Origin of the sequence: Klebsiella ornithinolytica NBRC 105727 = ATCC 31898, assembly GCF_001598295.1 — a bacterium.
Taxonomy (GTDB): domain Bacteria; phylum Pseudomonadota; class Gammaproteobacteria; order Enterobacterales; family Enterobacteriaceae; genus Klebsiella; species Klebsiella ornithinolytica.
On record NZ_BCYR01000009.1, the window covers coordinates 108,898 to 124,592 of the forward strand.

At 56.8% G+C, this 15,695-nt stretch carries 12 protein-coding genes; 2 read left to right on the forward strand and 10 right to left on the reverse strand.

Going from position 1 to position 15,695, the window contains the following annotated elements; genetic code table 11:
* Positions 1-20: 20 nt before the first annotated feature.
* The 9 genes from potE to kdpF all read right to left on the reverse strand — a co-directional run bounded on the left by potE (position 21) and on the right by kdpF (position 12,076).
* Positions 21-1,340: a putrescine-ornithine antiporter gene (gene potE / locus ROR01S_RS17800; protein ID WP_064359736.1), complete on the reverse strand. Its 1,320-nt coding sequence runs from the start codon at positions 1,338-1,340 to the stop codon at positions 21-23.
* The gene (speF, locus tag ROR01S_RS17805; RefSeq protein WP_064359737.1) at positions 1,337-3,535 is read right to left on the reverse strand and encodes an ornithine decarboxylase SpeF; all 2,199 of its coding nucleotides are present in this window, start codon (positions 3,533-3,535) and stop codon (positions 1,337-1,339) included. Before speF ends, potE begins: the two co-directional genes overlap by 4 nt.
* Before the next feature lie 252 nt (positions 3,536-3,787).
* Complete coding sequence (speFL, locus tag ROR01S_RS27120) at positions 3,788-3,892, reverse strand: leader peptide SpeFL (protein ID WP_113991227.1); 105 nt, start codon at positions 3,890-3,892, stop codon at positions 3,788-3,790.
* Positions 3,893-4,169: 277 nt separating this feature from the next.
* The gene (gene kdpE, locus ROR01S_RS17810; protein WP_004859617.1) at positions 4,170-4,847 is read right to left on the reverse strand and encodes a two-component system response regulator KdpE; all 678 of its coding nucleotides are present in this window, start codon (positions 4,845-4,847) and stop codon (positions 4,170-4,172) included.
* A 116-nt stretch (positions 4,848-4,963) separates the two neighbouring features.
* On the reverse strand, positions 4,964-7,651 hold the full coding sequence (gene kdpD / locus ROR01S_RS17815) for a two-component system sensor histidine kinase KdpD (RefSeq protein ID WP_064359738.1): 2,688 nt from the start codon (positions 7,649-7,651) through the stop codon (positions 4,964-4,966).
* 1 nt (position 7,652) lies between these two features.
* The gene (kdpC, locus tag ROR01S_RS17820) at positions 7,653-8,228 is read right to left on the reverse strand and encodes a potassium-transporting ATPase subunit KdpC (protein ID WP_004859621.1); all 576 of its coding nucleotides are present in this window, start codon (positions 8,226-8,228) and stop codon (positions 7,653-7,655) included.
* 10 nt (positions 8,229-8,238) lie between these two features.
* Positions 8,239-10,287 carry a potassium-transporting ATPase subunit KdpB gene (kdpB, locus tag ROR01S_RS17825; RefSeq protein ID WP_015584876.1) on the reverse strand — a complete coding sequence of 683 codons (2,049 nt, stop codon included), beginning with the start codon at positions 10,285-10,287 and terminating at the stop codon, positions 8,239-8,241.
* 20 nt (positions 10,288-10,307) lie between these two features.
* The gene (gene kdpA / locus ROR01S_RS17830) at positions 10,308-11,987 is read right to left on the reverse strand and encodes a potassium-transporting ATPase subunit KdpA (RefSeq protein WP_064359739.1); all 1,680 of its coding nucleotides are present in this window, start codon (positions 11,985-11,987) and stop codon (positions 10,308-10,310) included.
* Positions 11,987-12,076, reverse strand: coding sequence for a K(+)-transporting ATPase subunit F (kdpF, locus tag ROR01S_RS26845; protein ID WP_015584874.1), 90 nt, complete (start codon positions 12,074-12,076; stop codon positions 11,987-11,989). The genes kdpA and kdpF overlap by 1 nt, the downstream gene beginning before the upstream one ends.
* Before the next feature lie 308 nt (positions 12,077-12,384).
* Here kdpF and ROR01S_RS17840 point away from each other — a divergent pair, with 308 nt between their 5' ends.
* On the forward strand, positions 12,385-12,591 hold the full coding sequence (locus tag ROR01S_RS17840; protein ID WP_004859627.1) for a DUF2517 family protein: 207 nt from the start codon (positions 12,385-12,387) through the stop codon (positions 12,589-12,591).
* A gap of 188 nt (positions 12,592-12,779) precedes the next feature.
* On the forward strand, positions 12,780-14,222 hold the full coding sequence (phrB, locus tag ROR01S_RS17845; RefSeq protein WP_064359740.1) for a deoxyribodipyrimidine photo-lyase: 1,443 nt from the start codon (positions 12,780-12,782) through the stop codon (positions 14,220-14,222).
* Here phrB and dtpD read toward each other — a convergent pair.
* Positions 14,194-15,672: a dipeptide permease DtpD gene (gene dtpD / locus ROR01S_RS17850; RefSeq protein ID WP_004859642.1), complete on the reverse strand. Its 1,479-nt coding sequence runs from the start codon at positions 15,670-15,672 to the stop codon at positions 14,194-14,196. The two genes, phrB and dtpD, sit on opposite strands and share 29 nt — an antisense overlap.
* Positions 15,673-15,695: the final 23 nt, after the last annotated feature.

Below are 15,695 nucleotides of genomic sequence, written 5' to 3' on the forward strand. Positions count from 1 at the left end.
CAAGCGGCAGACTTCCAGACTTAGCCGTGTTTGTTCTTCAGCTCAAAACGCGGTGAGACCAGCCCATACAATGTCCAGCCGAGGAAGGTCACGATAGAGCCGTATAGCATCGCTTCTTCTCCGGAGGAGTAAAGTGCGTAGAAGCTATACATCGCCCCGATGAACGCCACGATATTCGCCATTCTGGCCTTTTCCGGAGCGACGTTCGCCATTTTCTGGATAATGACCAACGCGGCCATCGACAGAATGTATGGAATGATATTCGTCACCACCGCCAGATTAACCAGCACGTTGAACTGATTATTCAACGACGGGCTGATGGTCATCAGTGATAAACCGCTTTGTATAATCACAATAGCCAGCATTCCCTGCACCGGCGCATCAACTTTAGATACGCGGGAGAAAATTTTGGGGAAATAGCCTTCATCTGCCGATGATTTAAAGACCTGAGCGATGGTAAACTGCCACCCCAGCAGTGAACCGCAGCAGGACATTACCATCAATGCCATGATGACCTTACCAACCTCCGGCGTGAACATTTGGGCAAATGCGAGGCCAAATGGCGCGGTGGAGTTTGCCAGATCCATATTGGGTACAATCCCGGCGATGACGTTAGTTGAGACAATATAAATCACCGCCGCTCCTAGCGTGCCCCCGAGAACCGCAATGGGTACGTTGCGCTCCGGATTTTCTACCACATCGGTATTCGCACAGGCAGATTCCAGCCCCAGGAAGGCCCATAAGGTCATGGCAATGGATGATCCTACGGCGCTGAAAAACGGAACGTGGTGCGGGTTCCACGAGTTGGCATAGAGCGTCGGGCTGAACCAGAACCAGCCGATGATACACAGTCCAACGACCGGAATAATCACGCCCCAGACGGTAATACTACTGATCTGACCGGTAATACGCGCCCCACCAAAGTTAGCGACGGTACAGAGCCACAGGACTCCGATAGTTGCGACACCAATATGCAAAGGACTTAGCGTGACGCCCAGCAGTTCGGTACCGTACCCGACGGCAGAAATGGCGATAGCGACGTTCGCAATGAGTAGCGAGACGCCATACGTGTAATTCGCCATAAAGTTACCGGATTTTCCGAACGCATACTCCGCATAACCGCCCATACCTCCAGCTTTGCGGCTGAACATTCCGCACTTGGCGAACGCCCATGCCAGCGCCATCGAACCGACGGCGGTAACCAGCCACGAGATGATAGAAATGGTTCCGACCTCCGCCAACTTGGTTGGCAGCATAATAATCCCGGACCCCATCATGTTAACAATCGTCAGGATAGTGAGCTGGACAACGCCCATTTTATTGGACTTAGACTTGCTCATAGCGATTCCCCTTTCAACAGAGATCGCTGTGGCTCGCGCAGTTTAATGACGTAGCACCACACCTGCTTGCGTCCATCGTGTTCTTCGATATAGACGCCTTGTAATTCAGGTGCAAAGCCTGGTAACAGATTGATTCCTTCTTCCAGTGCGCTGAAATAATGCAGTACGGAGCCACCCCAGATCTCACCTGGTACTACGCAAAGTACTCCCGGTGGGTAAGGAAGAGCCCCTTCTGCTGCGATGCGTCCTTCAGCATTCGCCAGGCTAACCAGCTCAACCTCACCTCGTAAATAGGCGTAGTTTGCCTCTTGAGGATTCATACTGATACGAGGGAAATGCGATTGACGGAACATCTCTTTCTGCAGCTGTTTAACATTGTGGCGGGTGTAGAGATCGTGCATTTCCTGGCATAGCTGACGTAGGGTGTATCCGGCATAACGTGCTTCATGCTGTTTGTACACTGACGGTAGAACCTCTGCCAGAGGAGCGTCGCAATCCAGTAGTTTTTCGAAACGAGCCAGCAGTGCGACCAGTTGCTGTAATTTCGCCATATCTTCTGCTGGGGTGAGCAGGAACAAAATGGAGTTAAGGTCGCATTTTTCTGGGACAACACCGTTTTCGCGCAAGAAGTTGGCGAGGATGGTCGCGGGGACCCCGAAGGTATCATATTCGCCGGTACGGGCCTTGATACCCGGTGTAGTGAGCAGAAGTTTACACGGGTCAACGAAATACTGATTTTCGGCATAGCCGTCGAATGCATGCCAGCTTTCGCCGGGGACAAAATGGAAAAAGCGCAGATCGTTGGCGATTTGGCTGGTTGCGTACGATTCCCATGGCTGACCATCGACGCTGTCTGGTACAAACGGGCGAATGTGATGGCAGTTCTCAAGGATCAACTTACGCGCATCAATACCGTTCATCACGCAATCCATCCACATATTGCGCCCGCTCAAGCCGTCATGCATTTTGGCGTTAACATCCAGCGCCGCGAATAGTGGGTAGAACGGACTGGTGGAAGCATGCATCATAAACGCGTTGTTCATACGCTTATGCGGAACATAGCGAGGCTGACCTTTAATATGGCGGTCTTTTTTATGGATTTGAGATGTCTGGGAGAAGCCGGCCTGCTGCTTGTGTACCGACTGAGTTACTAAGATACCCGGATCGTTTTCATTCAGATCTAGTAGCAATGGAGAGCAATCGGCCATCATTGGGATGAATTGCTCATAGCCGACCCATGCGGAGTCAAACAGGATGTAATCGCACAGGTGTCCAATCGTATCCACCACCTGGCGGGCGTTGTAAATGGTACCGTCATAAGTACCGAGTTGAATCACCGCCAGGCGGAAAGGACGTGCGTCTCTGGCACGCTGTGGCGCCACTTCGCTAATCCGTTCGCGCAGATAGCTTTCCTCAAAGCAATGGGCGTCTATTCCACCAATAAAGCCGTACGGATTGCGAGCGGTTTCTAGATATACAGGTGTCGCGCCTGCCTGAAGTAACGCACCGTGATGGTTGGACTTATGATTATTACGATCAAACAGCACCAGATCGCCTGGCGTTAACAGGGCATTAAGTACGACTTTATTGGATGATGATGTGCCGTTGAGGACAAAATAGGTTTTGTCTGCATTAAACACTTTTGCTGCATGTTGTTGCGCGATACAGGGTGCGCCTTCATGGATAAGCAGATCGCCCATGGCAACATCGGCGTTGCACAGATCGGAACGGAAAAGCGTTTCGCCAAAGTATTCAACAAATTGATTGCCAGCCGGATGACGACGGAAAAAATCGCCGCCCTGGTGCCCAGGGCAATCAAAAGCGCTGTTACCCTGATTAACGTAGTCGACCAGCGCACGAAAGAAAGGCGGCCGCAGTTGGGTTTCATAGTGACTAGCGGCGGTTTCCAACTGGCGGCCATAGAATGCACACCGCTCGGATCCGTATTCGAAGACCCCCGAAATTCGCGATAGATAGTCTGAAGGTACTCGTTCTTCGTCATGCACTGCGACAAAGACAGGAATTCCGTATCCCGTTGCTTCAATTTTATCGAGTTTTCCTTCTTCAATATCATTGATGGAAATCACTGCGGCGGCAATGTCAATAAATGTAGTTTCATCAATGTTAATTATTTTTCGTTGAGTGGAGAAGTAATTCTGGCACGTGTTGCTTACGGCTATTTTTAATTCTGACATTTACATTTACCTTTTTTTTGGTAATAACAGGCCCTCAACTTCTCAAATGAGAAATTGATATCTCCGGGAAAAAAACATATTTACTGATAAAGGAATCTGTAAATTGTTTTTTTGGATGAACAGGCTAAACCCTAACCAGTCCGGTTACGGTAAACTCAGGGTTTAGTCAGGCGAGCACCAAGGAATACAGGCAGTTGCCTGTAATGCAGGGGTCAGGAAGACCTGTATGCGGAAGTGCCCGTAGTCGAAGGACTATCGGGCATTAAAGAAATGAAAGTCGAAACTGTTACGGTGGGAGAACATCATAATATGTGTTGTTCGCCTTATGTGTGGCATGGTTCGGTTATTATTTTCCATTTTTAGCGTTCCTTTCAGTTGTTTGTTGAAAGTAACGTCATTTTATTCATAAAACTGGTAGTTTCCGTGAAGTTGATCAATTAAATAGATCAATGGCGATATTTTTTGCTTATTTTTGTTGCTTTTATGTGATTATTCTCTTTGTTGTTTGGATTATGTTAATACAATGTTTGTTTTCATGATTGAAATGACAAAATGGCCAGAAAATATATTTTCTGGCCATAAAGTTAGTGATGTAAGGGAATTAAAAATAAATTCAAAATAAGAGAATAACAATTCACGGCATAAACCGATAGCCGATCCCCGTTTCGGTCAGTAAATGCTGCGGGCGCGCCGGGTCAACTTCCAGCTTTTGCCGCAGATGCCCCATATAAATGCGTAAATAATGGCTGTGTTCCACCGCATTTGGCCCCCACACCTGATTGAGCAGCTGGCGCTGGGTGAGGACCTTGCCGGGATTATTTAACAGCACCGCCAGCAGACGGAATTCAATCGGCGTCAGGTGGAGCTCTTCGTCACCGCGGACGATGCGGCGGGCGGGAATATCGACTTCAATATCGGCGAAGCGCACCAGCGGCTCGTCGGCTTGCGCGCCGGCATGTCGGCGCATCGCAACTCTCAATCTCGCCTGCAGTTCGCCAATGCCAAAGGGCTTACTAAGATAGTCATCGGCGCCGGCGTCAAGCGCGGCAATTTTATCGTGCTCCTCGGTGCGAGCCGACAGCACGATAATTGGCATCTGACTCCACTGGCGCACGTCGCGAATAAATTCATTACCGTCGCCGTCGGGTAGCCCAAGATCGAGGATGACTAAATCAGGTTTGCGGGTTGCAGCTTCAATAAGACCCCGCTGCAGGGTATCGGCTTCAAATACGCGCATACCGTCGGCTTCCAGCGCGGTGCGCAGAAAGCGACGGATTGCATGTTCATCTTCAATAATCAGTACGTTTATCACCCGTTCTTCCCGTTCAGACAGATAGGACCCTCTCCTTCAGAAACGCCTCCCGGGCTACTCGCGCGCAAGACCGGTAGCCCGGGCAGGCGCACAGCGGGCATCTGGCCGGGGCAGCGTTACGCCGCTCCGCTCCATTCATCCAGCCCCGGGGCCGTTTCCCTGGGGAGTGTAACACGGAAGCAGGCACCGCCCTCTGGCCGCGTATAGGCGCCGATCGTACCGCCGTGTACTTCAACGATCGCCCGACAGATGGCCAGACCCAGCCCGACGCCAGGGATCGCCGACTCTTTATGTCCGCGGGCGAACTTATCAAAGATAGCCTGTTCCTGGCCCGTTGGGATCCCGGGGCCATTATCCCACACATCTAAGCGCAGCTGCTGCTCATCAGCCTGCGCCGCAATGCCGATCTGCGCTTTCGAGCCGGCATATTTCAGCGCATTCTCCAGCAGATTAATCAGCACTCGTTCAAACAGCGGGCCGTCGACGTGAACCAGCAGCAGCGGATCGGGTAGCGCCAGCTGAATATGCTGCCCGCCGAGCCCCGGTTCCAGCATCCGCAGGGCGCTGCCGATCACCTCTTCGAGCGTCAGCCACTCTTTATGTAAGTTAAATCCGCCGGACTGAATGCGCGCCATATCCAGCAGATTATTGACCAGCCGGGTCGTATTCAGCACGTGTTGACGAATCTCATTTGCCTGCGGAGCATGTTTCGAGCCTTCGCTGGCGAGGTCGAGCGTCAGAATTTCCGCCTGTCCGAAGAGAACGGTCAACGGCGTACGCAAATCATGGGAGAGTGCCGCCAGCAGCGAGTTGCGCAGGCTTTCCCGCTCACTGTTAAATCGGGCCTGCTCTTCGCTGGCGGTGAGGGTCAGCCGTTCCAGCGCGCTGGCGACCAGTAGCGTAAAGGTTTCCAGCAGGCGCTGCTGTTCAGGAATCATCAGCTGACGCAGGTTTTCGGGTTCCACCACCAGCAGTCCCCAGGTCCGGGCGGCGCTTTTCAGCGGTAAGATTTGATAGGGAACGCCGGGCAGCGTATCGGTGCCGGCGCCGGCGGGCTGGCCCTTATCGAAGCTCCAGCGGGCGATGGCATCGTCCCATGAGGTCAGCCCCGGCTGGTGGGTGAGCGGGTGCAGTTTGCCGCTACTGTCGGGGAGCAGCAGCTGCCCGCGGGCCTGGAAGGTGGAGGCGATAAAGCGCTCGCTGGTCGCGGCAATGTCATCCTCGCTGCGTCCGACCGCCAGCGCTTTTGACATCTCATACAGATGGCGGGTGCGCTGCTCACGATAACGCGCCACGCGGGCCTGATAGCGGACGCCGGCAGTAAGATTCCCGATCAGCAGACCGACGGTCAGCATGACGCCAAAGGTCAGCAGGTATTGTACGTCGGAAACCGCCAGCGTACCGCGCGGCGACACAAAGAACAGGTCGAAGCTGACCACGTTGATAACCGTCGCCAGCACCGACGGCCAGCGGCCGTATAGCAGCGCAATAATCACCACGCCAAGCAGATAGAGCATGACCAGGTTGGCCGCTTCAAAGGCCACCAGCCACTGCATCGCCACCAGCGTAATGATCGCGCAGAGCGCCAGCGCCACGAAGCAGCCCTGGATTTGCACGCGCCACTTCTCCATAGCGGTACGGCTATCGCTGGCCCGCGTGGGCAGAGGGGCGCTTTTCTCATCAAGGGCGATGACCACCAGATCGAGGTCGGGCGCGTCGCGCGCCAGGCGATCGGCGAATCCGCTGCGGTTCCACCAGCGGCGTTTTCCCTGACGGCCAATCACGATTTTGCCCAGATTATGCTCGCGGGCGTAGTGCAGTACGGCTTTCTCTTCGGACGGGTTGGAGAGCGTGGCGGTTTCCGCCCCTAACTCCTGCGCGAGCCGCAGGGCGGCGAGAATGGCCCGCCGCCTGGCTTCCGGCAGACGGTGCAGGGAAGGGGTTTCGACATAAACCGCATGCCAGATACTGCCAAATCGTGCGGCCAGTCGCGCGGCGGCGCGTACCAGTTTTTCACTGCCGGTATTATGGCCGATGCACAGCAGAAGGGTGTCGCGGGTATGCCAGACTTTTTCCTGCCCCTGACGGTCGCGCCAGGCGCGCATCTGTTCATCGACCCGATCGGCGGTCCGGCGCAAAGCCAGTTCACGCAGGGCAATCAGATTTCCCTTGCGGAAAAAGTTTTCGATAGCCCGCTCCGCCTGGCCGCCGATATAGACCTTGCCTTCATTCAGGCGCTGACGGAGATCGTCAGGAGGCAGGTCGACCAGCACAACATCGTCGGCGGCGTCAAAAAAGGGGTCGGGGACGGTTTCGCGCACCTGAACGCCGGTAATGCCGCTGACGACATCGTTCAGGCTTTCGAGGTGCTGGACGTTCACGGTGGTAAACACGTCGATACCGGCATCGAGAAGCTCTTCGACATCCTGCCAGCGTTTGGGGTGGCGCGAGCCTGGCGCATTGCTGTGCGCCAGTTCATCAACCAGGATCAGCGCCGGCCGGCGCGCCAGCGCGGCATCGAGATCGAATTCGTGGACGTAGCGTCCACGATGAGAGAGGCGGCGCTGGGGGAGGGTGCTGAGCCCTTCCAGCATCGCCGCGGTCTCTTTCCGACCGTGGGTTTCCGCCACGCCGATCAGAATATCCAGCCCCTGGGCGCGCAGCCGCTGCGCTTCCGCCAACATTGCCCAGGTTTTACCGACGCCCGCACAGGCGCCAAAGAACACTTTTAGCTTGCCGCGATGCGGCTCGCTGGTATGTTGCAGCAGGCGGTCCGGGTCCGGGCGCAGCGGCTCGTCACTCATTTTACTTATCCTTCAGGGCATCCAGCGCCATATTCAGTTGCACTATATTTACCACAGGCTGACCGAGAAAACTGGCCAGCGGCGTTTGCGTCGCCTCATTCACCAGGCGGGTGACTTGCTCAATACTCAGATTGCGGGCCTTCGCGACGCGAGGGACCTGCCAGAGCGCGGCCGTCGGCGTGAGGTTATTATCCAGCCCGCTTGCCGATGTCGTCACCAGCTCTACCGGAACGCGCGGGTCAGCGTCCGGGTTGGCGAGACGTAGCGCCTGCACGCGTTCGCTGACGGCCTTATCCAGCGCCGGGTTGCTGGCGGCCAGATTACTGCCGCCGGAGGCGAGGGGATTGTACGGCGTTTCAGCGGTCGCCGAAGGGCGTCCCTGGAAATAACCCGCCGCGGTAAAATTCTGGCCAATCAGGCTGGAGCCGCGGACTTCGCCGGCGATGCGGATCAGTGAGCCGTTTGCCTGCTGCGGGAACCACCACTGCCCAAGCGCCGTCGTCAGCAGCGGATAGACGCCACCGGTGAGGAGCGTTAACAGAATAAATAGCACAAGTGCCGGTCGAATGAATGACATGGTATTTTCCTCACAGCAGCCCGGTCAGGGTCAGTAACAGATCGATAGCTTTAATACCGATAAACGGCACCAGCAGCCCACCCAGGCCATAGACCCACAGATTACGGCGCAGCATGGCCGAAGCCGACAGCGGGCGATAGCTCACGCCCTTCAGCGCCAGCGGGATCAGGAAGACGATAATCAGCGCGTTAAAGATAACCGCACTCAGAATCGCCGAGGCAGGCGAATGCAGGTGCATGACGTTGAGCATGGCCAGCTGCGGGTAAACGGCGGCAAAGGCGGCCGGAATAATGGCAAAGTACTTCGCCACGTCGTTGGCAATACTGAAGGTGGTCAACGACCCGCGGGTCATCAGCATCTGCTTACCGATGTGCACTACTTCGATCAGTTTGGTCGGGTTGGAGTCGAGGTCCACCATGTTGCCCGCCTCTTTTGCCGCCTGGGTACCGGAGTTCATCGCCACCGCGACATCGGCCTGAGCCAGCGCCGGGGCATCATTAGTACCGTCGCCGGTCATCGCCACCAGACGACCTTCGGACTGGTACTGACGAATCAGCGCCAGTTTGGCTTCCGGCGTCGCTTCGGCAAGGAAATCATCGACCCCCGCTTCAGCGGCAATCGCCGCTGCGGTGAGGCGGTTATCGCCGGTAATCATGACCGTTTTAATGCCCATCTTGCGCAGTTGAGCAAAGCGCTCCTTAATTCCGCCTTTAACGATATCTTTCAGCGAAATAACGCCCAGCACGTGTTTGCCTTCCGCGACCACCAGCGGTGTCGCCCCCTGGCGGGCAACATCTTCCACCTGTTTGTCGACGTCCGCCGGGAAGTGGCCGCCGTTGGCCTCGACATGGCGACGAATGGCGTCGACGGAGCCTTTGCGGATCATCCGCCGATCGATATTAATCCCGCTCATGCGCGTCTGGGCGGTGAAGGGGACGAAGGTCGCTTGCAGCGACTGCAGATCCCGCTCGCGCAGGTTAAAGCGCTGTTTTGCCAGTATCACGATGCTGCGACCTTCCGGCGTTTCATCGGCCAGAGATGAGAGCTGGGCGGCGTCGGCAAGGGTTTTTTCTTCTACGCCTTCCGCAGGTAAAAACGCGGAGGCCTGGCGGTTACCGAGGGTAATCGTCCCGGTTTTATCCAGCAGTAAGACGTCAACGTCGCCGGCGGCTTCTACCGCGCGTCCGCTGGTGGCGATGACGTTGGCGCCCAGCATACGGCTCATCCCGGCGACGCCGATCGCCGAGAGCAGTCCGCCGATCGTGGTCGGAATCAGGCACACCAGCAGCGCCACCAGCACCGTCACGCTGACCGCATTGCCGCTCCAGGCGGAGAACGGCCAGATGGTGGCGGTGGCAAGCAGGAACACCAGCGTGAGGGCGATCAGCAGGATCGTCAGCGCAATTTCATTCGGCGTTTTGCGGCGCTGAGCGCCTTCGACCATGGCGATCATCCGATCAAGGAACGTTTCACCGGGGTTCACGCTACAGCGGATCACCAGCCAGTCAGAAAGAATGCGCGTCCCGCCGGTGACCGATGCAAAGTCGCCGCCGGATTCGCGGATCACCGGAGCGGATTCACCGGTGATGGCGCTTTCGTCCACCGAGGCGCCGCCTTCAATGACCTCCCCGTCGCAGGGAATAATATCGCCTGCTTCCACCAGCACCACATCGCCTTTGCGTAAGTCATCGGCCGGAATATGGTCGACAGGCGCGTCATGCTGCGGTGCGCGCAGCTTGCGAGCAAAAGCGGTTTTTTTCACCCCTTTCAGACTGTTGGCCTGCGCTTTGCTGCGGCCTTCAGCCATCGCTTCGGCGAAGTTGGCGAACAGTACGGTAAACCACAGCCAGATACTCACGGCGGCGGTAAAAGCGGCGCTGCCGGCGAGATGCCCGCTGGCCATCGCCACGGCCAGCAGTGTGGTTATCAGGCTACCCGTCCAGACGATGAACATCACCGGGTTGCGCCACTGCACCGTCGGGCTCAGTTTTTTCACTGCATCCAGCAGCGCCTGGCGCACCAGCGTCGGCTCGAGCAGGGCTAATTGTTTGCGACTCATAACAGGGTGCTCCGCATCACTTAAAGTAAGGAGAAGTGTTCCGCCAACGGGCCGAGCGCCAGGGCAGGAATAAAGGTCAGGGCGCCAACCAGCAGCACGGTACCGATCAGCAGACCGATAAACAGCACATCGTGGGTGGCAAGGGTGCCGGAACTGGTCGGCTGGATCTTTTTACTCACCAGAGAACCGGCGATAGCCATCACCGGCACGATGACCGCGAAACGACCGAACAGCATGCAAAACGCCAGCAGCAGGTTCCAGAATGGCGTTGCTGCGCCGAGGCCGGCGAAGGCGCTGCCGTTGTTATTGGCGGCGGAGGTGACGGCATACAGCACTTCGCTAAAGCCGTGCGGTCCCGGGTTAAACATCCCCGCGCGTCCGGCCTCGGTCATCATCGCCAGCGCGGTACCCAGCAGGACCAGAGTGGGCGTCACGAGGATGGCCAGGGCGATCATTTTCATTTCGCGCACATCGACCTTCTTGCCGAGATACTCCGGCGTCCGGCCGATCATCAGCCCGGCGATAAAGACCGCCAGCATGACGAACAGCAGCATGCCGTACAGCCCCGATCCCACGCCACCGAAGACCACTTCGCCGATCTGCATCAGCCACATGGGAACCATGCCGCCCAGCGCAGTGAAGGAGTCGTGCATGGCGTTGACCGCGCCGCAGGAGGCGGCGGTGGTGACAACCGCGAACAGGCTGCTGGCGAGAATGCCAAAGCGACTCTCTTTGCCTTCCATATTCAGGCTGCTGTCCGCCCCCAGCTGCAGCAGGTGAGGGTTACCGTGGGTTTCTGCCCACATCACCACCGCGACGCAGACGATAAAGATCAGCGTCATGGCCCATAAAATCGCGTGTCCCTGGCGGCGATCGCCGACGACGTCGCCAAAGGCAAAGCACAGCGCGGCCGGGATCAAAAAGATCGCCAGCATTTGCACTATGTTGCTCAGCGCCGTCGGGTTTTCAAACGGGTGCGATGAGTTGGCGTTAAAGAACCCGCCGCCGTTAGTACCCAGCATTTTGATCGCTTCCTGCGAAGCGACCGGCCCCATTGGCAGCGACTGATGCACGCCTTCCAGCGTGGTGAAGGCCTGATACGGCAGAAAGTTTTGCGGCACGCCCTGCTGAATAAAGAACACGGCGATCAGCAGTGAAATCGGCAGCAGCAGCCATAGGGTAATGCGGGTGAGATCGACCCAGGCGTTGCCAAGGGTGCTGACCTGCTGACGCGACCAGGAGCGGGTGAAGGCAAAAATCACCGCGATGCCGGTTGCCGCCGACAGGAAGTTTTGCACCGTCAGACCAGCCATCTGGCTGAGGTAGCTCAGGGTACTTTCTCCGGCATAGGCCTGCCAGTTGGTGTTGCTGACGAAACTCACCGCCGTATTCAGCGCCAGATCCCATGAGAGGCCGGGAAGATGCTGAGGGTTGAGCGGCAGTGCGCCCTGAGACATCAGCAGGGCGAACAGCCCCACCAGCCCTACGCCATTAAACAGCAGAATGGCGAGCAGATACTGGCACCAGTTCATCTCCTGGGGACGAATCCCCGAGAGCCGCCAAATGCCGCGCTCAATGCCGGCAAGCACCGGCAGCGGGGTATCGTTGATCATTCTGGCCAGCAACGTCCCCGTCGGGCGAGCCAGCACCATCAGCAGCAGAAGAAAACTGGCGATAAGTAAAAATCCTTGTGCGGCCATCAGAATGCCTCCGCATTTATCAGGGCATAGACCAAATAGGCCAGCAACAGGAATACCAGCGCCACGCCAGCAATTACGCCTGCACTCACAATCCACCTCCGGGTGTTTTTACGATTTACCCGGAGGATAGAAATTCTGGTGCAAAGATTTTGCAAAAATCAGAACCGGCGGTGTAAAAAAAATATAAAAATCAGCAAAACCACAAATTAACCAATGATTAGTATTAATTTAACTTTTTTGTAACTCAATTACCGGATGAATGTAAATAAAGACGAAACGAGCTGTTTTTAGTGGTCGGATGAGTAGTAAAATTACATACAAAGCGGTATTATTTTAGCCAGAAATACATTGACACTTTACCGGCGTCGCTTGCCGGCCTGACTAAGGGAGAGAAATTATGGCGTTGTATAAAACTTATCCTGCTCACGTTGTCTTTTTACGTCGTGCTTTCGCCGTCGTGGCTGGCGTAGCAGCACTTCCGGTGATGCTGTTCTGGAAAGACCGGGCCCGCTATTACAGCTGGCTGCACCGCGTATGGGCAAAAACCAGCGAACAGCCGGTGTGGATGGCCCAGGCTGAAAAAGCCGCCGCTGACTTTTACTGATCGCGCCCCCCAGACTGCATAACCGCCGGTTCTCCGGCGGTTTTTTTTTGCCCGGTCAGACGACCTCTGCTTGCACCTGCGTGCCTCCTGCAACACTCTATATCTGAATTTCCTGATGCTTCCCTCGCGGGCTACGTACCCGGCCGGGAGGTATCGAATCCATGAATGTTACTGATTGCAGGAGTTTTATGGCCACTCATCTGGTTTGGTTTCGCGCTGACCTACGTATCCATGACAACCTGGCGCTTGCCGCCGCCTGTCGCGATCCGCATGCCCGCGTGCTGGCGCTGTTTATCGCCACGCCGGGCCAGTGGCATCAGCACGGTATGGCGCCGCGGCAGGCGGCATTTATCGTCCGCCATCTGCGTAGCCTGCAGTCAGCTCTTGCCGAGCGAGGAATTGCGTTGCAGGTGGCGGAGGCGGAGGATTTTTCGGCCAGCGTCCAGCTGCTGGCTGACTATTGCGCGCAGCAGCAGGTCAGCCACCTGTTTTATAACTACCAGTACGAAATCAACGAGCGTCAGCGCGATGCGGCGGTGGAAAAGCGGCTGAGCGGCGTGGTATGTCACGGGTTTGACGATGCGCTTTTACTGTCCCCAGGCAGCGTGCTGACCGGGAATCACGAAATGTATAAGGTGTTTACGCCCTTTAAAAATGCCTTTCTCCGTCGACTGCGCGAGGCGCTGCCGGAGTGCGTGGCCGCACCGACGGTACGTGGTCACGGCCCCCTGACGCCAGCGCCGCTGCCGGAGATCCGCTATCCGCAGGAGGCTTTTGATCCCCACCTTTTTGCCGACGATGAGAAAACGGCTATCGCCCGACTGCGCCGTTTCTGCCAGCAAAAAGCCGCAGATTATGACCAGCAGCGTGATTTCCCCGCCAGGGAAGGCACCAGCCGGCTGTCGCCATGTCTGGCCGTAGGCGTTCTTTCCCCGCGCCAGTGCCTGCATCGACTGCTGGCTGAGCAGCCGGCGGCGCTCGACGGTGAAGCAGGCTCCGTCTGGCTAAACGAACTGATCTGGCGGGAGTTTTACCGACATTTGATGGTGTTCTACCCGGACTTATGCAAAGGTCGCCCGTTCATTGCCTGGACCGATAACGTGACATGGCGTGACGATGTGCAAGGATTAGAGGCGTGGCAAGCCGGGAAAACGGGTTTTCCGATCGTCGATGCCGCGATGCGCCAGCTCAATGCCACGGGCTGGATGCATAACCGGCTGCGGATGATTACCGCCAGTTTTCTGGTCAAGGACCTGCGTATCGACTGGCGCGCGGGCGAGCGCTATTTTATCAACCAGCTGATTGATGGCGACCTGGCGGCGAATAACGGCGGGTGGCAGTGGGCAGCGTCGACAGGCACCGACGCCGCCCCTTATTTTCGTATATTTAATCCGACCACCCAGGGAGAGAAGTTCGATAAGGCCGGGACATTTATTCGGCAGTGGCTGCCAGAGCTGGCCGATGTCCCTGATAACGCGCTGCATCAGCCGTGGATCTGGGCCGATAAACAGAGGGTGAGCCTGAACTATCCGCGTCCGCTGGTCGATCACAAGCAGGCGCGACTGGAGACGTTGGCGGCCTGGGAGGCCGCCAGTAAAAGCCTTACTCCACGGCCAGGGCGCGGGTCCTGACCCGCAGGGCGTGATACAGCCAGATTATCAGCACCAGGCCGACACAGGCTAAAGCCCCCCAGGTGATTTGGCTGAACACGTTGATATAGGCATCAATGGCGTAGCTGGTCGCACCGGCTTCATCGAACGCACCCTGTGCTGTCTGGTCGGCAATCACGCCGGCCAGATAGTTGGCGATGGCGCCGGAGAGCAGCATATAGATGCCGGTCAGCACGCCGGTCACGCCGGGGATTTCGATACGGGTGATTTGCGACATCGCCACCGGGTCGATAAACAATTCGGCAAAGCCCATTACCGCGAGGCCCAGTACCATCAGCGGCATCGACGATTGTCCGTAGGCGGCCGACCAGCGTGCGCTCAGGGTCAGAATGCAGAAGCCGGCGCTCATTAGCCCCAGACCCAGCGCAAATTTACCCCAGATCCGCACGGTACGGTTGCCGTTGATATTCTCTTTCACCAGCCAGGCCAGCACCATTCCGCAGAGCATGACCGCAAAGGCGTTCACCGACTGGAACATCGCGGTCGGGACCTCATAACTCATGATATGCCGGTTCACGAAGCGGTCGATATACAGGCTGATGGAGCTGCCGCCCTGCTGAGCGAAAGCCCAGAACAGCAGGCTGAATCCGGTCAGGACGATAATGAGTCGCAGGTCTCGACGCTGTTTGGCCGTCTCTGCCCGCCGATAAATTCTGGCCAGTACCACCAGGCCGACAATCGTCGCCACGATCAGCGCATAGACCGACCACTCCTGCCAGAACAGTACGGTGATCAGCAGCGGGGCCACGATCAGCAGAACCAGCAGCCAGCCCCAGTTGGGCAGCATAAAGCGGCGCGCGCAGAGCGCCTGGCGATTGACGCCCGAGGTGTGACGGAAATGGCGACTGCCGCAGAGGAAAATCACCAGTCCGGCAATCATCCCGACGGCGGCGAGGGCGAAGCCCATGGCCCAGCTGTACTCTTCCTGCACATATCCGCAGGCGATGGGGGCGACGATCGAGCCGATATTCCCCGCCGCATACATCAGCGAGAAGCCGCCATCGCGGCGTGGATCGGTGGGTTCGTACAGCTCTCCCAACAGGCAGCTGACGTTGGATTTAAACAATCCGTAGCCGCAGACGATGATGGCGAGCGACAGATAGAGGAAGGTTGGCGCAATTTCGCTGGCACCCAACACCAAATGGCCAATGGCCATCAACAACGCGCCGAGCATCACCGCCATTCGGTTGCCGAGGAGCTTATCGGCCAGGAAACCGCCGAGAATCGGCGTGACGTAGACCAGAGAGCAGTATGCGCTGAAGAGGGCGTAGGCGTGGCTATCGTCGTACTTAAGCTGATTGGTGAGATACAAAATCAGCAGCGCCCGCATCCCGTAAAAACTGAAGTATTCCCAAATTTGCAGCGCGACGACGTAATAGATTGCGCGCGGTTGCGATGATTGTCTGTTCATGTAACGCCTGGTTCCTGCCGTAA